A 24918-nucleotide genomic window follows, 5' to 3' on the forward strand; every position below is an offset into this window, starting at 1 on the left:
TGGCGTGTTAGTTGTCTTCATGCTTAATATTGTAAAGGTTTTAGTGTGGGTTTTATCGGTTTCAGAAGAATTCCCCAAAATTTCAGTAATCTCTTTATTATTAGATCTGTAAACTTTAATTTATTTTAAAAAGAGGTATTTCATATGAAATTTAAGCCAAGAAATAAAAAGGTTTTAGTTCGTTCAACTGCCGCTTTGGGTGCTTTACTCATTTGTGGTGGCGCTATTACCAGTTCACCTTTGGTTATGCACGCTGATGACACTACATCAACCCATACCGAAACGGTTGCTCCTACTGGTACAACTCTTGATAACACTAAGTGGACTGCTGTTGACAAGGCTAAGACGATCACTCGTACAATTCACTATATTGATGAAGACGGCAAAACCGTTGCCCCAGATGTAGTTGAAACTCACACTGGTGAAGTATTTACTACTAAGAATGGCGATCAAACCGTAAATCGTGCATTTACTATCGTTAATGGTGTTGCTACCAATGTAGTTCCTAAGTTTGCATCAGTTGTCTCACCATCTGTTCGTGGCTATAAGCTTAAGAGTACTCAATACTCAACTATCCCTGAACAAGGTTGGTCACTTGATGGCACTCAAACCAAGGACCCTAAGACTGGTTTCTACTCAAACCTTTCTCAAGATGAAGTAATTAACGTTGTTTATACTAAGGACCCTACAACTGCTCTTAAGGATGAAGTCCCCGTTCCAGGTTATACAGTTCTTAATGTGAAGAACATGACTCGTACTATTAACTACGTTGACGAAGAAGGCAACAAGCTTGCTGATTCTGCTGTTGAAACTGTTAAATACGAAACTGTTGCTTCCGATAAGTTAACTCCAAAGGAGCAACAAGACGAAAAGAACCAAAAGGTTGCTGTTGTTCAAGTCCTTAGAGATACTAATGGCAATGTCACCTCAGAGAACACTTCAATTTTGTCTACTCCTGCTTACAAACTTAAAGATGTCAAATCACCTAAGATTGCAGGCATGAAGTTGCAAAACAAGAAATTTGCTACTCTTACTGGTCAATACATGTGGCTAAGCGATCAACCATACGTACATGCAACTCTTGACAATGGTTTGCCACAATACATGACCCAAGACGAAATTGTGGATGTTATCTATGTCAAAGCAGACGCTAAGGATACTCAGAAGAACAAGAAGAACAAGCAAAGTAAGAAAACCAAGAACTCTGTTGCAGGTGCAGTAGACAAGAATAACAATGGTGGTTCTGGTTCAGACGCAAATTGCGATGGTAAAGATTCTGGTTCGGCTTCAACTGGTTCTAGTTCAAACGCAGGCTCAGGTGATGTGGGCGGTTCTGGCTCTGCAGACGTAGGTTCTAGTGATATCGGTGGCTCTGGCTCAAGTGCAACCTTACCTCAAACTGGTAACAAGAAATCATCATCAGTTCTTTTAGGTTCTGGTGTTGCTTTAATGCTTAGCTCAGTTGCTATGGCTTGGGATGGCTTAAAGAGAAAGTTCCTTCACTAATCTTTGAATCTTGCACCAATACTATATCAGCTATACTCCATCGGCTTAAAAAAGGTACTAAAAAAGGATGTGCTAATTATGCATATCCTTTTTTTGCGTACTATTCGTTCTTTTACTGTTATCAAAGATCTTTTCTAGTCTTTCTCGCAACCATCACGTCCTTGTATGGCAGTACTGATGGAAGATAAGTAGCTAAGCAAAGAATTAATTCATTCAGGCTATCACAGCTAAAATTTAGATCATCAATGTTTTCACAATGTTTGTCTGACCATGACACATAACTAGAAACAGTGTAACGTTTAGGAAAAAGTTGAGAATAATCATGAGTTTCATCAATTCTTGGCTTTGCAACACCTTTATCATTGATTTGCCAAGTACCGTTAGCTACTTGATCGTGAGTTTCTGTTGAAAAATAGATACCTTTTTGTCGATAAAGCTCTATTACCTGTAAGGCTATATTAAGTCTATTCTTTTTAGCAATTTCCCTAAAAAATTGTGCAATGCCTTTTCTTTTATCTAGCAAAGCTTGCTCAAGCAATTCAGAACTAACATCGTCTTTTTCTAATAATAGAAATGCTTTTTTTAGACTTAAATCAGAAATTTTAGTTGTTTTTTTATTCATATTTTTTGTTTGTTTCAAAAATTTCAAATTGTTTACGTCTAGGCCCATTGCCTTTTCTAAAGTATCTTCTTTATTCATTTCTATTTCCTTCGTTACATTCGTGAACTTTACTGCTATTTAATCGTTAGAAAATAATTTCTTTCTAGCATAAAACTGATAAATTTCAATAATACTTTTAACAGCTTTGATTAATGTCATATCACTAGTCTTGTTCAATTCAACCTGCAACTTCAGTTTATCTGCTTCATTATCTTGACAGTAGATATCAACCTCAAATACATTAGGCTCTGTTTTATAAATAATGGATAAGTAGCTGTTTTTTGCATTAATTGGATATTGGTTGATTTTAAAGTTATCCGATAGCGTATTCTTCAATTCATCTGTCATTTTATCAAGTATTTTCATAGTTATTTTTCCTTTTTTTCTCGTTTTATTCGCAAGTTTTGCCATTTAACATGTTAATTTTTTGCTAGCTCACCAAATATTTTTTCATACTCATCTCTAGCCCATTTATTGTACATGCCAATGTAATCTTCACCTGGTGTATCTAAATGGACATTATTTTTAATCAAAACATAGCCAATCATCAATCTTTTAGTACTAGGTAAAGGAATATAAGTATGGTCTCCAAGGATTTCTAAACCCTTAGGATTGGTCAGCTTATAGTCCTGTTTAGAGAATCCATGTCCCTTATGATATTTTTTGGCACGGGCCACAAATTTAAGCTCTTCACCATGTCTTAATTCACCTAATTTACGAAAATCAGAAGTGTAATTAAACCACATGTGATCGGCAATAATATTTTCATCTTCATCTTGGATATTGGCTAAACAAATGGTAGGAGTCATCTCTCCATTTGTATGTCTAAAACCACAACTGCTATATTGAGCCGTATATTGCTTATTGCCTGCCTTCGCAATTAAATCATGTTTCAATTCTTTTCTCATTATTCATCATCCCTTTCATTCTCCAAAGCTTTAGCAATTTCCGCTAATGCTAATGGATCAGTAATTAAAATTTTTCTCATAGCTTTGTCAACTGGTTTATCGCCAGGGAGTTTTTGCTTCACAATTGTTTTAATAGCTTGTATTGATAAATTTGGTCTGTCACCTAGTATTTGGCTTTCATAGCGCTTATCAGCCATTTTAGCTAAGTTGCTGATAACTTCCCACTTTCCTGTTTTAAAGCGCTGAGGGTTCTGTTTTAGCCCAATCAAGGTTCTTTTAGGTACTTTTACCATTTCTGACATTTGATCCCATGTAATTCCGTTTTTAACGTGATTATTAACAAATCTCTCTGCCTTATCGGCATCAGAGCCACGTTCTGTTCTCCAATTTTTTTCAGTCATGTTGCTTCCTTTAATTGAAAATCCTAATAAACTTTGTAGCTTTAGTATAATGCAGAATGAGCCATTTGTCTACACTTAATTATCTTTTAAGATACTTTTATATCGTTTTATTATATTTGTATTTATAATTGTGGCTTTATAGTCGCTTAATATATCATTTAAGTTCTTATTTTATGTATATTATTATCTTTTAAGATAATTTGCTGTTGACTTTAGATTAATATGATCGTATTATGTATTTGTAGCAAGTATGAATCTTGACTGCAAAAGTTTAAGCATTATTTTTATAGGAGGAAAAACATGGACTTTCCATTATTTGAACAACTAAGCAATTTGACTAATTCGGTTATCGCCACTAAGCCATTGAGCTTAAATAAAAAAAGAATTGCATCCCATCCAAGTGCATTTAAACGTTGGTTGAAGAATAATTCCGATCAATACATTTATGCTAAGGTCTGCTCTCCACAGAGTGTTTTAGTGGAGAATAGCTATGAAGTCAGACGCTTATGCCTTAAGATTTACTTATCCGATAAAAGCACGGAAGAATTAATGCGCATTGCATTAAAGGAGAAGCGTAGAGTATTGTTTACTAGACCCGCCGATCTGGTAATCACTGACTTCAAAACAAATTATGCTAAAGATAGTAACGAAATCGAGCTTACTCATGCAGATGATTTCTTTTTAGATTGCTACTACGCATCGCAGTATGCAGATGAATTAGAAAATAATCTGCCTAACATTCCTTACTTGAATGACAATGTTCAGGCACAGGCAAACTAGGAATTAAGCACATAACAACAAAAAGGACTACCAGTCGCTAGGTAGTCCTTTTTTGGGCGTGTTTTTAATTTTTACTTTTAAAAATATTATAGTCTTTTTGTATCTTTGCGTGTTTTTCCTTAATAAGTAAGAAAAATGTCACCTTTGCTTATCCATTGCTTACAAAAATGACCAATTTAGTTTGTTCATCCACGAAGCATTTAAAAAATCTAAAAATTGCTCCCATTTAGTAGGTGTTAAAGTAGCATAATATTGATTCTGATTATTCAGTATACTTTGAACAATTTTGGGCTCATTAGTCAGCTTATAATTTAGTGCATCCCGTAAGCTAGATACTTCATCATCATTGAGCGTACCTTCACGCTCTGGATGTAGCAGAAACTTAGCTAAGTTATTGCGTTGCTTTCGAGGATAGGTATTGGGCAAACGAAGTAGAATACTGTCGTCTTCATCTTGACGTAAAGTTGCTCCTAGAATATTGGCAACTACCTGTTGCAAATTTCTAAAGCTCTGCTTGCTAAAAGTGATTCTAATTTGTTCTGCTCCGTCTGAACTCACAGCTATAATTACTACATCTTCATTCATAAATTTCTCCTTCTTTTGAGTGAATTTGCTGTTTTTTTGTATTTTTCAAAAATTTTTCTAAGTTTTTCTGAATTTGGCATCCATTTCTGATAATCTAAAACTATAAGAAATTAACAGAGAGGTGATCTAAATGTTTGTCTTTTTTTGGAGCTTAGTTGGAGCTGGCGCAGGTGCATCATTAATCTATGGTTTATTTGCATTGGGCTTACTGCTGTACAACCCAGACCTTTATCACACTATCGTTTCAACAATATGGTTTATAGCAATAGGCAGTTACCTTTTGATTGAAGCATTTATTCACTTGTCGGAACATCATGAGAAAAAGGTACAAAGAGAAAAAGAAAAGAATAAGTATCATAAAATAATCTGAAACTTAGCAAGCACGATGATTGATTCATCAGTGCTTTTTTGTTACCTACCTTTTAGAGAATCGCACATCGTTATCTTGGTATTCATCTGGATCCTCTGTTGGCATTTTTCCAATATCATGTTCCATCATCACATGACTCAGTGCAAGCCTAATCCCTATTTCTTCTAAACTACCCATGCAGGCTAGCTTATAAGCTACATAACGTAAAATTTCGTCATTTAAAAGCATTTGCTTTAATAGCTTATCTCCGAAAATTGGTCCAACGGTATCGTTAGGTTCCAATCCATTATCAATGCCAATTCGTTCAAACTTTTGTAGAAAACGATTGAGTGAAATCAGAGCAACATAATTGCGAAATTCACCATCAAATATTTCTATGGCAATACTTGGATGTAGAAAAGAACGGGTTTTCACTAATCTAAAGTACAAAAGATTGCCATCAAAAGTAAACTTGCCTACTCGTCTAGAATACCAACCATCTCCCAGTGCTAACCACTGATACTCAAAGTCATCGCCAGGAACAATTTGAGCTTTGGTAGCAATTTGTTTAGCAATTTTCTTTCGTTTTTGTCTTCGAATAGCATCGTAAAGTGGGGCAACAGCCATTAAGAATTTATCTTTAATCGTAAAGTTCCCTACTTTAATTTTTATTTCTTTGGTTTGCTTTGATTTGGTCATTCCTAATCCCCACCTAAATTACCATGAGCAGACTTTTATACTTAGAACTTTTGTGAGCATAGTCATAAACCATGCCATAAAGGTCTGTTACTCGATTATGAAATTTCTGATATGCATCTTGTGTTGCTTTTTGCGCATCTTTACTAAAACTTTTAAGGACGTTTTGATATTGAGCAAACTTACGTTGATACATTTTTTGTGAATGAGAATCTTTTGGCATCTTAGCATATGCAGAGTAATAGCAATGCAATAACAATAATTCCAATTCCATCGCTGATAAAGAATCCAAATATCGATACAACTCGTCAACAGTATTACTGCCACTCAAAGTATTCATATAACCACTACTTTCTCTTTCTGATTATTGTCAATTTCATTTTTCATGGTTAGATTGTATTGCTTTTTGCCTTTAAATTTAGTTTTACTCCAATCTAGTATTTTTCTAATTTCCCTCGCTTTAGAAAAAAGCCACTAAATCTCCTCTAGTTCCTTACAATTAAAGGCATCAGAAAGACTAAAGAGGTGAAAGTATGACAACTAAAGAAATGGTAATTGACAGTTATCACAGTAGCAAAATGACAATGATTGTCACTATTCTAGGAATTATGGCAATCGCATTATTTGATCTAATTTAGTGAGGTTAAAAATGAATCAGAACAATAGAATAAAGACTTGGCTAAAGAAAGCAGGCTTGTCATTAGTAGCGACCATTGCCGTAACTACAGTGCTTACTGGTTGCTCTAACAAACTAACTAAGCCCTACCAATCTCAAGCTTATCAGCAGGACAATGTTCAGAAAGCTTCTCCTGCTCCACAAAAAGGCATTGGTGGGATTACCAAATCTCAATATCAAGAGTTAGCCAACTCCAAATTTAAGAACGGCACGTACGGCTATATTGCCATTAACAACAACAAGTCAACCTTAAATCCAAAGAGTTGGAAGACCAATAAAGTGATCTATCAAAACTTAGATAGACTCAACCGTACGTCTTCATCAAATACTGGTTTTTTAGAAAAGCGCAACTTGGCTAACGGCTCCTTGCGAGTAAGGCAGTATATCAATCCAACTGGTTGGCATTACAATCATGGCGGTAATCAAATTTATAATCGAGGACATTTGATTGCTTACTCTGTTTCCGCAGGAATCGACAAAAACGGTCAATACAATCCGCAAAATGAATCAGGCGATCAAAATAATCCCAAAAATCTGTTTACTCAAACAGCGTACTCGAATCAACAGCTTCAAACAATTTACGAAACTAAAATACGCAATGCCTTGAAAGCAAATAAAAAAGTAATTTATCAAGCAACGCCTGTTTTTAAAGGATCCGATAAAATGGCAGTCGGTATTAACCTACAAGCTATTTCCACTGATAAATCACTAAACTTTAATGTCTTTATTTACAACGTACAACCTGGATACAGATTTAATCTTGCGAATGGTCGGGCTAAACGTGATTTAGATATGAGAGTTAAACAGCTTCCGCCAGCCTTGCAATCTCACTACAGCAATGACCATCAAAAACAAAACAAAAGCGATTTTAATCGTTTTAGTCGCAAACATAATCTCTACCGTCAATATAATGACAAGAACAATCACGTAGATAGTCGTGCCAGACGTGACGCTAAAGCCTTTGAGCATCAAGAATGGGAAGAAGCCAAAAAATTCGGTAAAAAACAATGGCAAACGGGTAAATCATATTTGAATAAGGCTCAAAAATGGCTCAAATCCGATTATGATCGGCAAAAGCAGGAAAATAATCGTAGAAATGAATACGGTCGCTACAAATAACGGAATTTTAGACATACAAAAAGCATTCGCACTTCTGCATTGCAGTGTGAGTGCTTTTTACTGTTCGGTATTAATTAGGCGATTGCTTTTAATAATCGTATGTATATCTTTAATAGACGGTATTTTGGAGTTGATTGGGGTAAAGCTATCATTCAATTCACAAAAGTAATCAAAGCGAGGTTTAAACTCAAAATAAATTGGAGTTGGAATTCCTCCGAAACGATTTTTAAGCATACTTAAACGTATAACCTGGCTAGGTTGCATTTGAGTTAAATTAATTCCTTCTTGAACTATTTGACCCCTATCTTTAGATTTTTTAGCATCTTTTAGTTGTGCTTCAAACCATTCTCCAACAGTTTTATTGAAAAACTTGTTGTATTCAGAAGGCGCATTCGTAATCTTGGTATGATCGAAATCATAGCTCATGGTCATAATAGCTTCCGCTGAGTAATCAATATCTCCTGACTCCTTAAACGCAGTCATACCTGCATGCAAATCAGTATATGAAGCTCGATTGTAAGAACTAATTACAAATACTGGAATTTGAAAGTCTCGTGATATTATTTTCAAATCCCAGATGGCATCTGAAACTCGTTGCTTAGCCGTTGATTGTGAAAGATCATCGCTACTTTGTAAAAGCTGTAAATAGTCAATAAATATTACAGGCTTTTCTCCAGTACGGGAAATAAAATTTCTGATATCTTCTTTGACTTGACTAACAGTAGGTTTCTTGGTCATATTATCTTTCAAATGAAGATATGGCGAAAGATCATTGTACATTTTTAACCCATTTATAAGGGCTGTCATGATCTGTTGTCCAGATTTACTTCCCCAAGTTAAATTCCAATGTCCTTTATAAACATTGAAAAAATTAGGCAACTGTTCAAGTGGATTAGCTTCTAGAACTTCATTGTAAACTTCACCATAGCCACTCAATTGAAAAGCAAAACGATTAACTGTCTTAGCAATCATTTGTTTAGCAGACATCTCAAGTGCGTAATAGAAAACATGATGTTTAGTCTGTGCCAAATAGGTTGCCATTTGCAAAGCCAATGTCGTTTTACCTAAGCCTGGTGTTGCACCTAACACATAAAGTTCATTATTGATTCCGCCACCTAAAATAGAATCCAATTTATTCCATCCTGTCCGTAAAGATGGCGCATAGCCTTGAAGAATCCAATCAAAAAATTGTTGAGCTTGATTATCTGGATTTAGATAAGTATTAATAATTGCTGATTTAAAAGCATTAGGATTTAGTTTTTTACTTTCTTCAAGTGTCTTTTGTTCCCCACTGCTTGCCAAGCTAACTGTATAAGCATTATATCCGTTGGTTCTTAACGTACTTTCAATTACATCAGAGAATCTTTCGGCATCATCTTTATCTAATGCAATTAAAAAAGTTGGATTATAGTCCACAGTCTTTCTATGTTGATCTATAACAAAACTTTCGAGCCGTTGCTTAACTGCTTCCGTGATTTCATCGAGATTCTTAGGAACACTATTGTTATTACTAGTTTTTTTATTCTGTACAGCTTGAATGTCATTTAAGAGCTTTTGAGTTACATTTGTATTTTCAACGTCTAAATTCAAACTATGAACAGAAATTGCATCGAAGATAGCCTTCCTTTTGCCCCTATTATCATGTACATCAGATATTGCTTCTGCATCTTTTGCGGTACTAACTACATAGATAGCTCCGTGCGGATTACTCAATCCTTTATTTTCAACCATTCTTTTTTCTCGCCCCAGCTTTTTTACCAAGAAGGTGACTCATCATCAGAGTTTTTAATAGCATTATTATTTAGCTCTTGAGCATTCTTTTGAGTCTCAAGTTCCTGTTTTAATCTATCTTTCTGATCCTGTAACTTTTCTATTGTTTCTAACAATTTTTGAGCGTAACTGCTTTTCTTAAAAAGTTCACTACCTACGTCAAACTTCGATAAATCCATATTTCTAATATTGATATTTTCAAAGTTAGGCATAGGATTTTCTTGTTCAGGAAGATCCAAATCACGACTCATATCAAAAATTTCAGTTTCTAACTTAATCAGCGATTTTCTTAAATTATCAACCCATTCTTGATTAGATTTTATTTGTTGCTCGATTAAATTATCAGAATTCGGTGCAACTTCCAATCTGTCGTATTGAGTCTTGAACGTAAAATAATAGCCTAGGATTTTTTGCCTTCCCCTATTGCCTGTCCTACTTTTACCGATGTCTTTAGGATTAGTTATAGGACATGCCTTAATATCCTCAAATAAATGTTTTTCCTCCAATAAATCTATTGCTTTTTTAAAGACTCTTGATTCGATATACGTAGGCTTTTTTTGATAACTCTTGGGAACCTGAAATCTAGCAATCACGTCTTTCATCGAAAGTTTTTTGGTGCGTCCTATTTGTCGGTATTGACGCAATAGTAGATAAAGTTGAGTAGCAACATAATTTCCCGTTAATGAAGCTAAATCATATGTTAACGTTTTATTATAATTTCTTTCTAAGTTCGTTAATAACGGAATTACTTTAGTATTTAATTCTATTCTTAATCTTCTAGTTTTTTGATTGTAATCGACTTCACTAAAGAAATAAATCTTGGTCCAAGCTTGACCAGTAGTTAGATCAATCGTTGTTTGCATATCATCAAATAAAGTTTTTAAAGCTTTACTTAAAGACATATGCTTTGTAGATTTAAAATTAACGGCTTTCATAACTTCTTCACCGTCTAAGTCTAACGTAGCTTGTTTTTCTTGGTTGGCATCAGAAATTATGATATTAAGAAGTACTTGACTGTATTGATGTCCGCTTTTTGCGAAGTTTGGATAAATGACATCTGTAAGTTCATTTCTAAATTTAGCCACTGCATATTTGTTATAAGGTCGCAAATTTTCAGATACTATTTTAGTGTTATTTTGCTGTCCAGACTTCTCGTTCATAATTAACCCTCTTTTTCACCAAAATGGTAAAATTTTCTAACCTAAAAATACTTTTTTAAAGTACTTTGAAAGATTTTAAGTTAACTCTACCCTTTTTTGCATGCAAAAGCAAGGTTTTCCTCTATTTTTGTTACTTTATTTGTGCATCTCGTATTATTATACTCATATTTTGTTATCCATTTTATTATTTTTCTCCTATTATGTTACTTTAATAGTTATTTTCCTCCTATTTTGCAATTTTCAAATTGCTATTTCTTTCTATTTTTAGCTATATAATTTGACTGTAAACATAGTATATTTAGCGGATTATTTTTCTCCTACTTTGTTACCTTTTTTGCAAAAATTTTAGCAATATGACCTCACAAATTGTTACTTTAATACCCGATTTTCCTCAGCCTGAGTTACTTTAATGCCTGATTTTCCTCCTATTTTGTTACTTTAATGTTCTGTATCCCTTGTGGCAGTAAGGATGCAGAATCCCTAAAGGTCCTTTAAAGGACCTTTAAAGGAAGAATGGGGGATGTAAATTTAAGAATTACCATCCCCCATTTCTAAATATGCTATTTAGCATTTCTATTTTTAAGCATCAAAAAACTGAAACATTAGCGTTCCAGTTCGTTAAAGTTTAAGCATTGAGTAAAAACATGAAAGACATGAAGAATTACTCAGTCAACTGAAAAGTTGACTCTTTTATTTTATCGTATTTCAGATAAAAAGACTAATTGCATAGATAATCATTTTAATTGTGTGTTGTGTGCATAATAATTGCCATTTTACTCGATAAATTAAATAATAAAGCGATAGAGCATTTTTTCTATTTTTAAAAAAATGACTTGGTCTTCTTTAAATTTGCTAAATTACTAACTGTTAAAAATAAATACAAACAAAGAAGGGTATTAGATGTCGAGAAAGCAAGCAAAATATAATAACGAGCATAAGAATCCTAAAGGAAAAGTTTCTACGGGTAGTTTAGTTAGGACCATTGCTAAACGTACAGGGGTTACTCAAGTAGATACCGATAAAGTTATAAAAGCACTGATTGCACAAATTCAGATGGAAGTTTTCGATAATAACAATCAAGTTTCATTAGTTAATTTAGGTAAATTTTGGAGAAAAGAAGTCAGGCCTAACAACGATGAAATTATTAAGCGAGTTAATTCAAATAAGAAAATGAAGCCAAAGTATGCTCTTACTTTTCGAACTAGCGCGAACATTCGTCATGAGCTTGCGACTAGAGTAAAAAAAGATTCTGATTCACTCATTTAAAACGTTTCGAATGCTTAAATAATTTAATTAAGATCAGCTAATTGCTGATCTTTTTTTGTATCAAAAAACCGCCTAGATAAGTTCTAGACGGTTGACTTTAGTCTTCATATTCTTCGTTTTCTACCCTAGTCCATAATTCATTAATTTGTTTTCTAAGTCCATATCCATAGAACATTAACAAACTAGCAACGAAAAAGCCAAAAAACAAATTGATAATTGTTAAAAATAATAAAGTATCAGAATACGGCCAAGAATAATAATCTAAGCAATGATTACGATAAAGTACAGCACAACCGAAAATGCAACTAGTTAATCCTTGTACTGCTAAGATTGAAAATGCGCCAAATACTGCAATACCGATTGTAATAGCTAATAGGCCATAGCCAATGTCCAACCATCCAGAGATTTTCATTATTTTGACCAATCGAATATTGTTCTGATCCATTAAATCGTAGGCTTCGTCTTTATTCACTTTGACCACCTGCTTGATAAAAATGTTTCCACTGTTTGTCGATATTATATTTGCCTTGTTCTGTAGTATTACCAGTCCACCAGAAGACTTTTACTACTCCTAAAACTTTATTGCGTGGTACAAAACCGAAATAGCGTGAGTCATTTGAAACACTTCGATGGTCTCCCATGACAAAATATTGCCCTTTTGGAACGGTTAAAGTATCATTGTTAGTTTTCCAATCATTTTTTTTAGCCAGCTTTTTGAGATTCCAATTACCGCCGCTCTTATTCTGTTCTTTTTTAGAGATATAGCTTTGATCGATTGGTCGATCATTAACGTAGATTGTGCCTTGACTACTAGTAACTTTATCACCAGGCATTCCGATTACACGTTTTACGTATAATTTTTCTGATGCTAATTCAGGATCTACCCCATAAGCATTAAAAACAATTACAGATCCATGATGAATGGGCGCTGTTTTAAAAGCCCAGACCTTTTCACCATTTTTTAGGTTAGGTTCCATTGATGGTCCATCTACTGTAGTTGGCTTAGCCACTAGTTGCGTAAAACCGATAGCAATGATAATAACTAGTAAAGGCATCCAGACCCAACTCCAGATTTTTTTAATTGTCCCCCATGGACTACCGTATGACATACTTAAAGCCCCCTTGTTTTTATTTTATTCAGTTGTCTTTACTAGCTTATCTAATTGGTCTTAATTATGTGACATTTCTTGATTTTGCTAAAAATGCGTTATGAATCGAAGAAAAAATTTTTATGTTGTGCTTTTTACTTTTAATTTAGTTTTTCCTACGTATCTTTCGCCACTTTTTAGTGTTTGCTTAATTTTGGATTGTAGATTTTGGCCTTTCTGAACATAAACGATTTCTTTGCTAAAAATCAGCTATGATTATTAGCAAGAAAGGACACACGGACATATGAATGAATTAAATCAAGAACCAAGTATTAAAATTTATAATCCACAAGATCCTAAAGCGGATCCTAACCCTTATGTACAAATAATTGATGAAGACGATGAGCCATATTCAATCGAGGATTGGGTAAAGATTGTTGCTAAAGATTGTCACGGCAAAGACATTAGTGATCGAGTCGTGTATGATGCAAGTGCAGTAGACTTCACTAAGTCGGGTGATTATCCTGTTGAAGTTTCAGTTATGGATGATAATTACAATATGGCTTCTGCTGTTTTTGTTATTCATATGCTGTCACCCAAAGAGGTTAAACAAGTCGAAAGTGGTGAGCCGCTAAGACGAGAATCAGAAATAGAGCGTGAAAAAAAGGCTTTAAAGCGTGAAAAGCTTATTGATCGTGCCTTTGGCGTTGGCTTAATCATTATCATGATAGTTTTTTGTGTTTACACTTACCTTGACGCATTTTAGGGAGGATTGACAGTATTCATGGATATTTGGTTATCACTGATATTAACGTATTTATTTTTTATCCTCTTCTGCTTCTTAATCCCATGGCAGTTTAGCTATTTAATGCATCCCCCTCTGGAGTTGCAAAAATACGCAGGACAAAGCAAGTGGGATAAGTTTAAGTATTTGTATTACAAAGATACTTTAAAATTGCTTGGAATTGGATTGCCAGTAGTTACGATCCTAATTGTTTGGATGAACGTAATTACAATCAACTTTAGCTGGCGGATTGCTCTAACGACATTAGGTTCGATTATGCTTGGCACAGTAATCATTATCAATCAAAAAACAAAAAACAAATAAAAGCACCCTGTTTGTGAATGCAGAGTGCTTTTTGCTTGCCTATGCTTTTTGAAAGCGATGTTTGAGCTTACTGAAAATATTTGTTTTGGTCTGATGTAGCTGATGCAGTTCTTTTTTCAGCAAATTGTTTTCCATTTTTAGTTTTTTATCTTTGATATAAAGCTCTTTGTACTCTTGGTAAAGCTTGCTGGAAATAGTAACTGTCTTTGCCTTTTCAGGTTTTAATTTGGGTTTGATTCCTTTAACCGCATCAACTGTTTCTTTGGGGATGTCACCTTTTCGAGCTTGGTAAGAAGCTTTTACATCATAGTAAAGGCTTGCCAACTCTTCGTCTGTCAACTTAACTACTACTATGCCATTTTTTCCGTTAATGGTGACTAAAGTCTTTTTTAAATCTGGTTGATATTGTAGAGCGATTGGACTGATTCGTTTTTTTGCCATAAAAATTCCTCCTTGCAAGTATTTTAGAGGATTTTGCATATAGGTTTTTATTTAATCTGGATTGTCACAAATGCTATCTAATTAAGCTTTTATGACATTTTAGAGGAAACTCTAGTGACCATTTTGGCTAATTTTGAGCAAGTCACAAATATTTTTTCAACTTGGTAAATTTATAACTGTAAAAAATCATTAGCATATTTTACGGAGGTTTATTTCATGGCAAACTTTTTTGGAAATATTTTTGGTGAAAAAGATAAGCATAAGCGTAATGAAGATTCACCAGTAGAAAGCAAGAAAGAGAATGGTAAGGACATTAAAGTTCCTGCAGGTCTTGGTGGTTCTACCAAAATGGCAGAATTGTTAAAGGAAGATAGCAAAGGCACTAATAATGACGTTAAGCCAACCGTTGCATCCCCAGAACAATCCAAAGCTGATTCGGATAAAAGCAATGCTGATAATACCGAAACTGCTAAGAAAGCCAGCACCGATAATCATGACACAACGGTTAAGAAAGATGATAAGCATGGTAAGACGGTTTCAGTTCAAGATGAACCTGACTTAAAGCCTAAACCAGCTAACAAGCGTCCAGAAAATCCGACCAAACCAATCGTGGTTTCATTTACTTATAAGGGCAAAAAGATTAGAAATGACTTTATTTTTACCGATAAGATGGGAACTCACTTGAAGCTATCTGACTTGCCCGAAGTTAAAGGATATAAGCTTAATTTAAAAAATGAACTTAACTATCAAATTGGCAGAACTATTCAGCATGTTACCTTGCATTACTTAAAAGACGAGGTTAAGTACGATTTGATTCCTGTAACCGAGGATTTAAAACCAATTAATCCTAAAGCAATTCGTCACTATGAAGGCAGACCAGGAACAGAAATTTCTGCAACTAAGTTTCCAGTTATTAAGGGTTATCGTGTTTACACTAGTCGTAAATATGAGGTCCCTGCTGATGGCAAAGATGTAAAAGTAGTTTATACGCCAACTACTCAGACGATTCATCTAATTTATCAAACGATTAAGGGTGAAGTTCTTGGGACTAGTACTAAGAGCGGCAAGACAGGAGAAGCTTACAGCATTGATCCTAAGAAGCGGTCTTTTGCAGGCTATCAATTATCTAAGTTACCCAAGAACTTAAAAGGCACCTTCCCTGCCGAAAGCATGGATATTACGATTGAATATGAACCAATTTCCAGCAAGATTGAAGTTAGCTTCCTTGATGAAAGTGGCAAGCCAATCCATGCACCAATGGAGTTTGAAAAGAAATACAAGGACGCATATCACATTAAATTGCCTGTCACTGATGGTTACGAATTAGTAAGCAACCCATCTTTGCTTAACGGTTTTTACGACAGAGTAACCAAGCACATTGTCTTACGTTACAAGCGAGCAACAGCAAAGTTTAATATTAATTTCTGGTTTGATAAGGATTTTAAGCATAGTGCAGGCGATCCTCGTCCAGTTTCAGGTCGAGTTGGTGATCCATTTGCTGTACAAGTTCCTGAACGTGAAGGCTACACGCCAGACAAGACTGTTGTTAAAGGAAAATTCAGTCCATATGATAATCCAGATGTAGACGTGGTTTACTCTAAGATTCCTGCCGAAGTTCATATTACTTTGGTCGATGAAGCTGATCGTCCTTTGCCAAATCAACCACAAATTGTTAAAAAAGGCTTTTGGGGCGATTACTTTGAAACTGAATTACCAGAGATTCCAGGCTTTAAGCGTCCGATGAAGGTTTTGAAGAAGAAATTTTATCGGGCACATCAAGCCGAAGAAGTACATTACGTAGCTCAAGAAGTTAGTCTCGTTGTTAATTACATTGATAACAAGACCAAAAAGCCAATTGATGGCTACCCTGCTTTCCAAAAACCAGGTCTTTCGGGGACCAGTTACTCAATCGAAGGTGAAATGATCGATGGTTACCGTCTGATTGGTTTGCCAGACAACGCTTCTGGTGTTTACACAGCTAAGCCAATCACTGTTAACTTAATGTATGATCCAAATCCATCAGAAATTGTTATTCACCGTGTAGATTCAACCTTAAATCCAATCCGCAAGACGGAAATCCGTTCAGGCTATTATGGTCAAACTTATGATATTAAGACTGATGATATTCCAGGTTTCAAATTTATCTCTGCTTCTGATGATCTTAAGGGTAAGTTCCCTGCTTCCAGACTTGATCTTTACCTCAATTTTGAAGCGGCAGATGTGACCTTTACTTTTGTGCCAGTTGACCAATTTGGTAAGCCTTTCGGGGATGAATATAATATCGTTATTTCTGGTAAAGCTGGACAAGAGTTTAGTCATGATATGCCCGATATTCCAGGCTACTTAAGTACAGCTACTGAAATTTCAGGCAAAATCAAAGCTGAATACCAAAACGAAAAAATTATGGTTCCATACAAGCCAAAGGACGAAACTATTACTGTTCATACTATTTACGCAGGTGGCAATAAAGACGGCATGCATCCATTCCATGACTTTACTCAACCTGGACCTGTTGGCAGTACATTCAAGTACGAGTCCCCTACTCTTCCAGGCTTTGAAGCAAATCCTAAGAACATCTCAGCTAAGTTTGCTCCAGAACCTCAAGAAGTGACAATTGTCTACACGGTAAAACAAGAAGAATACTTGATTCAATTTGTTGATCTTAAAGGTCAGCTTGTTGGTGGAATGCCAAAGGCTAAAGGCTATTACAAGGAAGCTATCAGTATTGGTCAAGCAATTCCTCGTGGTTTCCATCTACCAGATGGCGTTGATTCTCATGTTTATCTTGATGGCAGTGGCGACTATCGTGTACAAGTTATCCCAGACCGTTTAACTATTGAATTGATTGCTCAAACTGTTGACGGTACCGATTTAGGCTCACGCAGACAAATTGATGGTGATTACCACGAAGTTAAGACAGTTAATGCATTGCCAGTTCCAGGCTACACCCCTGTTAAAGGCGATAAAGTATCAATTAAATTTGAACTCGGTCAAACTACTTATCCAATTATCTATGAACCAGAAGACCGTACTTTGACAATTAGCTACATTAACGCCACTACTGGTAAATCAATTGCCGAGAAGAAGATTGTTCATGGCAAGTTTAACGGTGAGTATGACGAACGTGCTAAGCAGATTCCAGGCTTCGTTGCAATCAACCGTACTCATGAAGCAGGTACTTTTGGAATGCAAGATATTGAAATGGCATTCTTATATCGTGCATCTTCTGATGATTTAAACCGTGCAATTACTCCAATTGAGGAAATCATCAAAGAAAATCAACAAGCCAACAATCGGAATGCCCAAGCGGTTGTTCAAGCAACTCGTGTGCCAGAAGTAGAAACTCCACCATACGATAGTAACGACACTGTTCCATCTGCTCAACTTAAGAACACTCATGTTGAACATGTAGCAAATACTTTGCCACGACAACCACAAAGTCCAAATACTCCAACTTCAAATAGCGCAGTCCCAGACTATTACTCAAATAGCCAAGATGATCCTGCTATCAATCAAGGAGCTTCAAATTTGATGAATAAGCTTTACGGCAAACAATATTCTGATAATGGTCAAGATCAATAAAGGAGGGATCCCCATGAAAAGAGCGATTAGACTAAGTGGGGATGTCTACTCTATTGCAAGTTTTAGTAAGGAGTTTGGCTATCCCTATACCAAAGTCCTAAGCTTGTACGATCAAGGTTATCGGGATCAAGAGTTGGTAGATAAATTAAAGTCAGAGCAATTGGTCATTGACGGCAAGACTTTTAAATCATTGTTGCAGGCATCCCAATATTATGGGATTCCACCCACTACCTTTTATCGCTATGCAAAAAAAGGTAAATTGAAAAAACTTATTAAACGCAAGAAATTGCTTGATAAGTACGACCTTAATTAGAAATGAAAAGCATGGTCTTCATTTGACCATGCTTTTTTGTCCTTTTTAGAGAAAACGAGATTTGATTCCTATTACTACAGTTTAGTTTCTGGGAATCATGGAACTTAAATGGTCTGCATTTCTTGTTCGCATCCTTTCTGTTTTGTATGTTTTGGGGATGCAGGCAGTCCATCCATTTATTTCTATTTCATATCCTTATTAACAAAGCAAGTCTGTCGTCTTCTCCATAACGATGGATTTGCTTTTTTACTTATGATCTTCTTGCTGGATTAATTTGAAAGCCGTAGAAACGCAATCTCAGCATTCATTTTTAGCTTTTTGAAAAAGCATGTAATTGCTTTTAGTTTTTGTTAGTTTAGAGCTGTGCCACTGAATTTAGCCTTTCAAAAATAAAATTATTTTATTAGCAAAACAGAATAATTTCATTTTTAGGGCGGTGGGCACAATTAACTTTTTAAGAAAAAGACTGAAACGTAAATTATGGGGACTAGCCTTATCGGTAGGCGGTTTCTTTATTATCATCATTATCATTATTGTTTTCTTCGCAGGTGGAGCTATTTCCGAAGAAAGCAATGGTGGCGATTGTAGCAATGATTCCACCTCTTCTAGTGTTTCGATTAAAGGTAGCAACGGGGCTTGGACGCAGAAAGGAACCAAAGCCTATAACACTGCCAAAGCTATTTTTAATTTTTTGGTGCATAAAGAAGGATTCTCGGGTGCAGGTGCCGCAGGTGTAGTAGCTGTTGTCAATCGTGAAAGTGGTTTTAATCCATCAATTTCTAACCCTGCAGGTGGTGTAGTTGGTTTATTTCAATGGGGAGGCTGGAATGGCGATACTAGAAATAGTGATCGTATTCACTCTGGCGGCATTATCCATTCATCTAAAGATCTTACCGTAAGTAAAGAATTGAAATTACTTGATTATGAATTGCATCACGGTTATGAAAGAGCAAGAAGTACAGTTGGACGAGCTACGGATCCTAAAAAAGCGGCCGAACAATGGTCTCTGCTTTATGAAGGCGTGTCCTTGAGTGATGGTCAAACAAAAATAGATCAAATTCATGGGGATGCAGAAAGAGCCTACCGTTTATTTGGTGGATCGAAGTTCAAGGCTAAAGGTAGTCTACTTGGTAGCGGCTCTAAGACTGCTAAAGGTTCATCATCGGAAGACTCTGGTGATGATGAATGTGATGATGATGCAATCGGAAATGGTGGTCCAATTTTAAGTCAAGCTAAGCATTTAATTGGTTACTTTACCTATGGTGCGCACGGAGTCTCTGGGTATGGTGGCTGGAAGCATCCTAACAAAAATGGTCAAACGGACTGTTCAGGTTTTGTTTGGCTCTGTATGAAGCGTGCAGGCTATGATGTTGGCAACGATGCGTTCTCTACTCCTGATATGGAACGAGATGCTAGAGGTCCGCACAAATATCTTAAACAGATTAGCCCTAAAAATGCTAAGCCAGGAGATGTAATTATCATGAATGTTGGTGCAGGTTATGGAGCAAGCGGACATACAGCAGTTATTGCAGGTAAATATCACGGCTATCAAACTAAGATCATCGAAATGGGTGGAGATAATGATGGTCATGTTCATACTTCTAATATTCACGATTCTTTCTTAAGTTTGATTCCTAATGCTCGGATCACTTGGGCTAGACCTGTCAAAAGAAAGTAAGGTGTTGTAATGTGAAAAGACAGCAAAAGCAAAAAGAGCCTAAATCTCCTCTTTTGTATTTTGGCATTGCGATTGGGTGCGTAGTGATTTTTGGGATTATTGCTTTAGGTATTAATTCCTACCGCAATTCACAGGCTCAAAAAGCAAAGCAGGAAGAACAGGTTCGACAAGAAAAAATACGTAAAGAAAAAGCTCGCCCTAAATTTAAAACTTATCAAGCACAAGATGATTCTGGTAGCGATAAGTCAGAACAGCTTACTAAAAAACAAGCCACTAAACGGTTAAGTGCGGATATTAATTACGGTTTTAAATTAATGCAACAAACAGATGCATTAGTTGGAACTAAAATTACGCAAAAGCAGTTGTCCACTGCACAAAGAAAAAATGTTGCTAAATATTTTGATTCACTGACTGTATTTAACAGCTTTAATCAAGCAACAAATATCTCTACTGCTTCGGGACAAAATTTTTACGGGCAAAATGGTCATAACAAGACCTATAAAACATCCAAGCAAGGTGACCCCTACCGTGTTACTGGCGGATCAGTTGAATACAATGGCAGTTCTTATAATGACTATATATTTGATGTCCTGCTTCAATACAAGGCAGGTGCTTACAGCAGTAAGCGATGGTTGACCATTTACGTTGATAAGTCAACGGGCGTTATGACTCAAGTCAAAATGAAAGGTAATCAAAATGAGTGATAGGTATTCACACAAGCGACCGCAGAACAATCTGCCTAACATAGTAATCATTGTCACTGTTGCATTAACCGTATTGATGATTATTGCTTGCATTTACATGTGGCATAATTCGCAGAAACAGAAAGCTTTAGCAGAGCAATATGCTAGACAATACACACAGTTACAAGAAAAAGAAGCAAATTTAAAACCTGACGTTACAGCAATTACATCAGGCAAATTTGACCTGCAAGGATCAGAAAAATCTTTAGCTAAGGATTATACGGTCTTAATTAAAGCCCTGTTCGGGGATGCATCGGCAAAAGCAGTTAAGAATGCGGAAAATAGCTATCTTAATCATTTTGGAACAGATGGTTGGCATGACCTCAAGGAGATTGCCTTTGCTAATCAAAATTCATTAGTTGCAACATCAAACTCTGATACTAAAATCACTTTTAAAGATTTTAGCTTGAAAGATCAAACCATCAAAATTGTAATTTATACACGTTTTAGTGTTCCTAAATCTAAGTCATCAGCAGGCTATGGTATTGCCTATATCACAACGACCTATAATTTCAAAACTCATACAGCCAGAGATACAACTGTACAGAGTTCATTTGCAGATGATAATTAAGGCGGTGACTATTTATGACTTCTAAATGGACGAAAAAAAATATTTCTATTGAATTTGTATTAGCTACTCTGTTTGCATTTTCTCTCGCCCTATTCTTTATTTTTTCCAACTCAAACAGTAAAAATAAAACTCTAAATTTAGATCAGCAAACCAAGGTTGCACAAATAAAAATGCAGATTGATGATAAACAACGTCAGCTTAATCAAGAAGCATATCAGAAAGCTCTTGATGATCCCAGTCAAGTGGTCAAGATGAATGTTCGCCAGATTCAGGCTTCACAATTAGCTAAGACCCAAGCTAACAAGCTTTTTCCGATCTTGCTTAATTTTTCGACTTCTAAGGAATACAATTCCAGAGCTGATAAATCTCAAAATTTAGTAACTGAAAATGTTTTGCAGAATAAAAATCTGTATGGCTCTGATTATTCAGATGGCTCTCACTATGTTGACGCATCGGGGTATCATTCCAAGCTTGACAGCGTAGAAATTTCGGATGGCTTGCTTAAAGGCAATGAGTTGCCAGTAATTATGAATGTTAATTCAATTAATTGGTTCTCAGGTCAGCATAAAGGACAGACTGGTGATATTTATGTAGGTACTTTTGATTACCAAACGCATAAGTTCTCACAATTACAAATATTAAACAATCTTTACCGTGGTAATTTGACCGTTAACCAAGGACAATAGTAATTTTTAAGTTTTCCGTATTTTTCAAATTTTTTAGCTTAAAATCAGGCTAAAAATCCTATTTTAAGAAAGAGGTTTGATTAATATGTTATCTATCGTTTGTCGAATTATCGGTGTGTGGTTTGTCGCTTGTGCGTGCCTCCTATTCCTTTTTTGCTTTGCGCAAAGAAATAAATTCGATTTTCAAGATGGAAAGAATGCTGTTCAAGAGTTGTCTATCTTTTTTGAGATTTGGCTTCCCTTAAACCTAATCGGTTTTTCAGCATTCTTTTTTGCTAATTTAGGGTAAAAGTATGCAGAATGTAATTACAGTTTTAAATGCTTTGTTTTTAACTATTGGTTATCTGGCAGGTTTTTTGGGCCTGCCAGTCATTATTATTCTCAGCTTGACTTATATTTGTCGGGACGCTGAACGAACATTGGACCGTACAGTAACTCCTAAAGCGGAGATTTACTTTGGTTTTATTGGCATAATGATACATGAAGCAAGCCATTGGCTTTTGGCTAAAATTTTTAATCATCAAATTATCGATTGTAAGTTGCTAGTTATGCCATGGGAAGTTGATCTTTCTCAGCCCCACCCTCAGCTTGGTTATGTGCGTCACGCTTATAGCGATCGTTCATTTTATCAGATGGTTGGCAATGCCTTCATTGGTACGGCACCGATATACGGTTGTACAGCCATCCTGTATCTAGTTTTTCGCTTATTTATGCCCCACCTATTTAAGTTTTTGACGGATACAACTAGTTTATTACTACATCAGCCCAAATTGATAAATAGCAATTATTTGTTAACTTATCTTGGTCAAGTAGTCTCATTTACCCCTAGAAGCTTATTTTTGGCTTTTATAGGGTTTTTGCTGTTAATCAATATAACTTTAACTGGATTTGATTTAAGCGACGCAGACCTCAAAAATGCACGTACAGCAGGGATGTGGATTTTAATCATATTAGCTATAGTTATTTTCCCACTAGTTGCAAGTGGCATGACTAGTTTTCTTAATTTTTACTTAATTGCTTTTATTTCATGGCTACTCACAACATTTTCGTTATCCCTAGTAATAGCAGTCTTAGTAAATGTTGGCTGTCATGTGTTGCATTTTTTCACAAATTGAGCCTAGGTCCCATAAATTAGTAACGCACTTTAGAATTAAAAATGTGCTTAGAAAAGCATGATTTTTTAATTTCAAAGAAAGAGGCAAAGACTTTATGAGTATTTCAAAAAATATCACATCTTTGACTGGTGCTACACTTGCAGTTGCCGCAGGTGGTCTTGCTGTCGTTAATACTCCTAATATGAGTATCGTTGCTCATGCGGATGAAACTCACGATCAGAATGTCTCTACTGATCCTTCAGTAGGTGATAATCCTGTTCAAGATCCAACAAAAGTGTCAACTATTACTGACGCTTATAATGATATTCAAGGTGATACTGCACGTGATACCAATCAAATGCAACACTCAAGTATCGGCTGGGAGTACCAAGACCCTAATCAAGCGGCCGAATCATGGAAGGCTCCAGATGATACCAAGGTTGAACCAGGCACTGACAACACTCAAACTGATTGGAATATTGCTACTGGGACTAACGGTAAGAGTGCATCAGATACTTCCTATGATGTAACTGGAGATTCTTCCGAAAATAAATTTAATCCAGGTAACATTAACCTTTATGGTGTAAGTGCTGTGTCAGACAAATCTGCATCAGTTCGTGAAAATTGGCCTGCAATCGAAAAGGCTAACATGAACTACGATGACTTTATTGCTAACTATGGATCATATTGGGGTCCTATTTATTGGGGTTGGTATTCACACGGCTACCCATATGCAATTCCTTATGCTTATCCAGGCTACGGTTATGGCTACGTAGGTGGCGGTGCTACTACTGTTGTGAATAATAACAACAACAACAATAATAATAACAATAACTCATCAAACAACAATGGACTCAATAGTCTTAATGGTTTGAATGCAAGTTTGTTAGCTACTAATGGTGCCAATGGTGCTGGCGGTTCTGGTAATGGCGGCAATAATGCTAGTGGATCGAACGGTCAACAGCAAAGTGGTCAGCAACAGTCTCAATCTGGTTCTGGCAACAACAGTTCTTCAAGTTCATCATCTGCTAACTCACAAACCACTGTTTTACCTGGTGGTGCTGTAGTTCCTGGAGTTGCAGGCGGTTATTATGGTGTTGGTGGTTTAGGAGTTGTAACTTCAAACAACAATAACAACAATAATAATAATTCAAATAACAATTCCAATAACCTCAGTTCATTGTCTAACTTATCTAACCTTGCTTCTAACAATGCAGGATTAGCTAACAATGGCGGAAATGGTGGTAACGGCAACAACGGTAATGGTCTGGTAAACAATGGTGATCTTGGCAATCAAAATGATAAAGATTTATCTGCTAAGAAAGCCCCAAAAACTAAGAAGAATACTGACGCATTAACCCCTGCTAAGGATAAAACTGCTAATACGGCCGTTAGTGATAATGGTGCGCAAACTCCTTCAACGGATGCAAACGCAACCTCAACTACTGGCTCAGGTTCGGGCGATGGTTCAGGTTCAGGTAATGGTGATGTTGTTGGTTCAGGTGTAGTTGCTTCAACTGGTTCTAACGCAGGTTCAGGTAGTGCTGTATCTGACGGTGGTTCTGGTTCATCATCATCTGCTCTGCCTCAAACTGGCAATTCTCTTAAGTTGCAAAAGAGTTCCGCTTTGGGTGCAGGAATGATCGCTATGACTTTAATGGCAATGGGCGTTTCAAAAAAGCGTCAAAAGTAAAAAAATTGATACGTTTCACAAAATACATGTGTGTGTAATACAAA

At 35.9% G+C, this 24918-nt stretch carries 26 protein-coding genes and 1 pseudogene; 15 read left to right on the top strand and 12 right to left on the bottom strand.

Going from position 1 to position 24918, the window contains the following annotated elements:
• Positions 1-144: 144 nt before the first annotated feature.
• Positions 145-1506, top strand: coding sequence for a MucBP domain-containing protein (locus tag Q0Y84_RS04430; RefSeq protein ID WP_297951317.1), 1362 nt, complete (start codon positions 145-147; stop codon positions 1504-1506).
• Between the two features lie 121 nt (positions 1507-1627).
• Here the strand turns inward: Q0Y84_RS04430 and Q0Y84_RS04435 are convergent, their stop codons facing one another.
• The 4 genes from Q0Y84_RS04435 to Q0Y84_RS04450 are packed head-to-tail and all read right to left on the bottom strand — an operon-like array spanning position 1628 to position 3476.
• The gene (locus Q0Y84_RS04435; RefSeq protein ID WP_297951318.1) at positions 1628-2206 is read right to left on the bottom strand and encodes a hypothetical protein; all 579 of its coding nucleotides are present in this window, start codon (positions 2204-2206) and stop codon (positions 1628-1630) included.
• Positions 2207-2245: 39 nt separating this feature from the next.
• Positions 2246-2533 (bottom strand): hypothetical protein, encoded by a 288-nt coding sequence (locus tag Q0Y84_RS04440; RefSeq protein ID WP_297951319.1) that lies wholly within the window; start codon positions 2531-2533, stop codon positions 2246-2248.
• 53 nt (positions 2534-2586) lie between these two features.
• A complete protein-coding gene (locus Q0Y84_RS04445) occupies positions 2587-3075 on the bottom strand; it encodes a hypothetical protein (RefSeq protein WP_297951320.1) in 489 nt (162 codons plus the stop codon).
• A complete protein-coding gene (locus tag Q0Y84_RS04450; RefSeq protein ID WP_297951321.1) occupies positions 3075-3476 on the bottom strand; it encodes a hypothetical protein in 402 nt (133 codons plus the stop codon). The genes Q0Y84_RS04445 and Q0Y84_RS04450 overlap by 1 nt, the downstream gene beginning before the upstream one ends.
• 300 nt (positions 3477-3776) lie before the next feature.
• Here Q0Y84_RS04450 and Q0Y84_RS04455 point away from each other — a divergent pair, with 300 nt between their 5' ends.
• Complete coding sequence (locus Q0Y84_RS04455; protein ID WP_297951322.1) at positions 3777-4256, top strand: hypothetical protein; 480 nt, start codon at positions 3777-3779, stop codon at positions 4254-4256.
• A 159-nt stretch (positions 4257-4415) separates the two neighbouring features.
• Here Q0Y84_RS04455 and Q0Y84_RS04460 read toward each other — a convergent pair whose 3' ends face one another.
• On the bottom strand, positions 4416-4841 hold the full coding sequence (locus Q0Y84_RS04460) for a hypothetical protein (RefSeq protein WP_297951323.1): 426 nt from the start codon (positions 4839-4841) through the stop codon (positions 4416-4418).
• Positions 4842-4971: 130 nt separating this feature from the next.
• On the opposite strand from Q0Y84_RS04460, the gene Q0Y84_RS04465 reads away from it, so the two are divergent.
• The gene (locus Q0Y84_RS04465) at positions 4972-5211 is read left to right on the top strand and encodes a hypothetical protein (RefSeq protein ID WP_297951324.1); all 240 of its coding nucleotides are present in this window, start codon (positions 4972-4974) and stop codon (positions 5209-5211) included.
• Positions 5212-5256: 45 nt separating this feature from the next.
• Here Q0Y84_RS04465 and Q0Y84_RS04470 read toward each other — a convergent pair whose 3' ends face one another.
• Positions 5257-5889, bottom strand: a complete 633-nt coding sequence (locus Q0Y84_RS04470; RefSeq protein ID WP_297951325.1) for a hypothetical protein — start codon at positions 5887-5889, stop codon at positions 5257-5259.
• Between the two features lie 13 nt (positions 5890-5902).
• Positions 5903-6226 carry a hypothetical protein gene (locus Q0Y84_RS04475; protein WP_297951326.1) on the bottom strand — a complete coding sequence of 108 codons (324 nt, stop codon included), beginning with the start codon at positions 6224-6226 and terminating at the stop codon, positions 5903-5905.
• A 309-nt stretch (positions 6227-6535) separates the two neighbouring features.
• Between Q0Y84_RS04475 and Q0Y84_RS04480 the strand changes: the two are divergent.
• Positions 6536-7369: pseudogene (locus Q0Y84_RS04480) on the top strand (DNA/RNA non-specific endonuclease); the annotation flags it as partial.
• A 369-nt stretch (positions 7370-7738) separates the two neighbouring features.
• On the opposite strand, the gene Q0Y84_RS04485 reads toward Q0Y84_RS04480, so the two are convergent.
• Entirely contained in the window at positions 7739-9412 is a 1674-nt protein-coding gene (locus tag Q0Y84_RS04485; RefSeq protein WP_297951327.1) for a DnaB-like helicase C-terminal domain-containing protein, read from the bottom strand.
• Between the two features lie 23 nt (positions 9413-9435).
• Positions 9436-10611 carry a RepB family plasmid replication initiator protein gene (locus tag Q0Y84_RS04490; RefSeq protein WP_297951328.1) on the bottom strand — a complete coding sequence of 392 codons (1176 nt, stop codon included), beginning with the start codon at positions 10609-10611 and terminating at the stop codon, positions 9436-9438.
• Between the two features lie 900 nt (positions 10612-11511).
• Here Q0Y84_RS04490 and Q0Y84_RS04495 point away from each other — a divergent pair.
• Positions 11512-11877, top strand: a complete 366-nt coding sequence (locus Q0Y84_RS04495) for an HU family DNA-binding protein (protein ID WP_297951329.1) — start codon at positions 11512-11514, stop codon at positions 11875-11877.
• 97 nt (positions 11878-11974) lie between these two features.
• Here the strand turns inward: Q0Y84_RS04495 and Q0Y84_RS04500 are convergent, their stop codons facing one another.
• Entirely contained in the window at positions 11975-12349 is a 375-nt protein-coding gene (locus Q0Y84_RS04500; protein ID WP_297951330.1) for a hypothetical protein, read from the bottom strand.
• Positions 12342-12986, bottom strand: a complete 645-nt coding sequence (lepB, locus tag Q0Y84_RS04505; protein WP_297951331.1) for a signal peptidase I — start codon at positions 12984-12986, stop codon at positions 12342-12344. Before lepB ends, Q0Y84_RS04500 begins: the two co-directional genes overlap by 8 nt.
• 283 nt (positions 12987-13269) lie before the next feature.
• Here lepB and Q0Y84_RS04510 point away from each other — a divergent pair, with 283 nt between their 5' ends.
• Both Q0Y84_RS04510 and Q0Y84_RS04515 read left to right on the top strand, forming a co-directional pair.
• Complete coding sequence (locus Q0Y84_RS04510) at positions 13270-13731, top strand: hypothetical protein (protein ID WP_297951332.1); 462 nt, start codon at positions 13270-13272, stop codon at positions 13729-13731.
• A gap of 18 nt (positions 13732-13749) precedes the next feature.
• Positions 13750-14073, top strand: coding sequence for a hypothetical protein (locus tag Q0Y84_RS04515; protein WP_297951333.1), 324 nt, complete (start codon positions 13750-13752; stop codon positions 14071-14073).
• Positions 14074-14112: 39 nt separating this feature from the next.
• Here the strand turns inward: Q0Y84_RS04515 and Q0Y84_RS04520 are convergent, their stop codons facing one another.
• Positions 14113-14514, bottom strand: coding sequence for a hypothetical protein (locus Q0Y84_RS04520; RefSeq protein WP_297951334.1), 402 nt, complete (start codon positions 14512-14514; stop codon positions 14113-14115).
• A 216-nt stretch (positions 14515-14730) separates the two neighbouring features.
• Between Q0Y84_RS04520 and Q0Y84_RS04525 the strand changes: the two genes are divergently transcribed.
• The 8 genes from Q0Y84_RS04525 to Q0Y84_RS04560 all read left to right on the top strand — a co-directional run bounded on the left by Q0Y84_RS04525 (position 14731) and on the right by Q0Y84_RS04560 (position 24874).
• Positions 14731-18096, top strand: coding sequence for a MucBP domain-containing protein (locus tag Q0Y84_RS04525; protein ID WP_297951335.1), 3366 nt, complete (start codon positions 14731-14733; stop codon positions 18094-18096).
• A 13-nt stretch (positions 18097-18109) separates the two neighbouring features.
• The gene (locus tag Q0Y84_RS04530) at positions 18110-18409 is read left to right on the top strand and encodes a helix-turn-helix domain-containing protein (protein WP_005729893.1); all 300 of its coding nucleotides are present in this window, start codon (positions 18110-18112) and stop codon (positions 18407-18409) included.
• A gap of 436 nt (positions 18410-18845) precedes the next feature.
• On the top strand, positions 18846-20087 hold the full coding sequence (locus Q0Y84_RS04535; RefSeq protein WP_297951336.1) for a phage tail tip lysozyme: 1242 nt from the start codon (positions 18846-18848) through the stop codon (positions 20085-20087).
• 11 nt (positions 20088-20098) lie between these two features.
• Positions 20099-20791, top strand: coding sequence for a hypothetical protein (locus tag Q0Y84_RS04540; protein ID WP_297951337.1), 693 nt, complete (start codon positions 20099-20101; stop codon positions 20789-20791).
• Positions 20784-21401: a hypothetical protein gene (locus Q0Y84_RS04545; protein WP_297951338.1), complete on the top strand. Its 618-nt coding sequence runs from the start codon at positions 20784-20786 to the stop codon at positions 21399-21401. The genes Q0Y84_RS04540 and Q0Y84_RS04545 overlap by 8 nt, the downstream gene beginning before the upstream one ends.
• A 14-nt stretch (positions 21402-21415) precedes the next feature.
• Positions 21416-22087 carry a hypothetical protein gene (locus Q0Y84_RS04550; RefSeq protein ID WP_297951339.1) on the top strand — a complete coding sequence of 224 codons (672 nt, stop codon included), beginning with the start codon at positions 21416-21418 and terminating at the stop codon, positions 22085-22087.
• A gap of 293 nt (positions 22088-22380) precedes the next feature.
• A complete protein-coding gene (locus tag Q0Y84_RS04555) occupies positions 22381-23202 on the top strand; it encodes a hypothetical protein (protein ID WP_297951341.1) in 822 nt (273 codons plus the stop codon).
• A 94-nt stretch (positions 23203-23296) separates the two neighbouring features.
• On the top strand, positions 23297-24874 hold the full coding sequence (locus Q0Y84_RS04560) for a hypothetical protein (protein ID WP_297951342.1): 1578 nt from the start codon (positions 23297-23299) through the stop codon (positions 24872-24874).
• Positions 24875-24918: the final 44 nt, after the last annotated feature.

Origin of the sequence: uncultured Lactobacillus sp. (genome assembly GCF_947367125.1) — a bacterium.
GTDB lineage: Bacteria > Bacillota > Bacilli > Lactobacillales > Lactobacillaceae > Lactobacillus.

Coding starts and splice junctions, on each gene's coding strand:
- Q0Y84_RS04430 (WP_297951317.1), top strand. CDS start 145: ATGAAATTTAAGCCAAGAAATAAAAAGGTTTTAGTTCGTTCAACTGCC.
- Q0Y84_RS04435 (WP_297951318.1), bottom strand. CDS start 2,206: ATGAATAAAGAAGATACTTTAGAAAAGGCAATGGGCCTAGACGTAAAC.
- Q0Y84_RS04440 (WP_297951319.1), bottom strand. CDS start 2,533: ATGAAAATACTTGATAAAATGACAGATGAATTGAAGAATACGCTATCG.
- Q0Y84_RS04445 (WP_297951320.1), bottom strand. CDS start 3,075: ATGAGAAAAGAATTGAAACATGATTTAATTGCGAAGGCAGGCAATAAG.
- Q0Y84_RS04450 (WP_297951321.1), bottom strand. CDS start 3,476: ATGACTGAAAAAAATTGGAGAACAGAACGTGGCTCTGATGCCGATAAG.
- Q0Y84_RS04455 (WP_297951322.1), top strand. CDS start 3,777: ATGGACTTTCCATTATTTGAACAACTAAGCAATTTGACTAATTCGGTT.
- Q0Y84_RS04460 (WP_297951323.1), bottom strand. CDS start 4,841: ATGAATGAAGATGTAGTAATTATAGCTGTGAGTTCAGACGGAGCAGAA.
- Q0Y84_RS04465 (WP_297951324.1), top strand. CDS start 4,972: ATGTTTGTCTTTTTTTGGAGCTTAGTTGGAGCTGGCGCAGGTGCATCA.
- Q0Y84_RS04470 (WP_297951325.1), bottom strand. CDS start 5,889: ATGACCAAATCAAAGCAAACCAAAGAAATAAAAATTAAAGTAGGGAAC.
- Q0Y84_RS04475 (WP_297951326.1), bottom strand. CDS start 6,226: ATGAATACTTTGAGTGGCAGTAATACTGTTGACGAGTTGTATCGATAT.
- Q0Y84_RS04485 (WP_297951327.1), bottom strand. CDS start 9,412: ATGGTTGAAAATAAAGGATTGAGTAATCCGCACGGAGCTATCTATGTA.
- Q0Y84_RS04490 (WP_297951328.1), bottom strand. CDS start 10,611: ATGAACGAGAAGTCTGGACAGCAAAATAACACTAAAATAGTATCTGAA.
- Q0Y84_RS04495 (WP_297951329.1), top strand. CDS start 11,512: ATGTCGAGAAAGCAAGCAAAATATAATAACGAGCATAAGAATCCTAAA.
- lepB (WP_297951331.1), bottom strand. CDS start 12,986: ATGTCATACGGTAGTCCATGGGGGACAATTAAAAAAATCTGGAGTTGG.
- Q0Y84_RS04510 (WP_297951332.1), top strand. CDS start 13,270: ATGAATGAATTAAATCAAGAACCAAGTATTAAAATTTATAATCCACAA.
- Q0Y84_RS04515 (WP_297951333.1), top strand. CDS start 13,750: ATGGATATTTGGTTATCACTGATATTAACGTATTTATTTTTTATCCTC.
- Q0Y84_RS04520 (WP_297951334.1), bottom strand. CDS start 14,514: ATGGCAAAAAAACGAATCAGTCCAATCGCTCTACAATATCAACCAGAT.
- Q0Y84_RS04525 (WP_297951335.1), top strand. CDS start 14,731: ATGGCAAACTTTTTTGGAAATATTTTTGGTGAAAAAGATAAGCATAAG.
- Q0Y84_RS04530 (WP_005729893.1), top strand. CDS start 18,110: ATGAAAAGAGCGATTAGACTAAGTGGGGATGTCTACTCTATTGCAAGT.
- Q0Y84_RS04545 (WP_297951338.1), top strand. CDS start 20,784: ATGAGTGATAGGTATTCACACAAGCGACCGCAGAACAATCTGCCTAAC.
- Q0Y84_RS04550 (WP_297951339.1), top strand. CDS start 21,416: ATGACTTCTAAATGGACGAAAAAAAATATTTCTATTGAATTTGTATTA.
- Q0Y84_RS04555 (WP_297951341.1), top strand. CDS start 22,381: ATGCAGAATGTAATTACAGTTTTAAATGCTTTGTTTTTAACTATTGGT.
- Q0Y84_RS04560 (WP_297951342.1), top strand. CDS start 23,297: ATGAGTATTTCAAAAAATATCACATCTTTGACTGGTGCTACACTTGCA.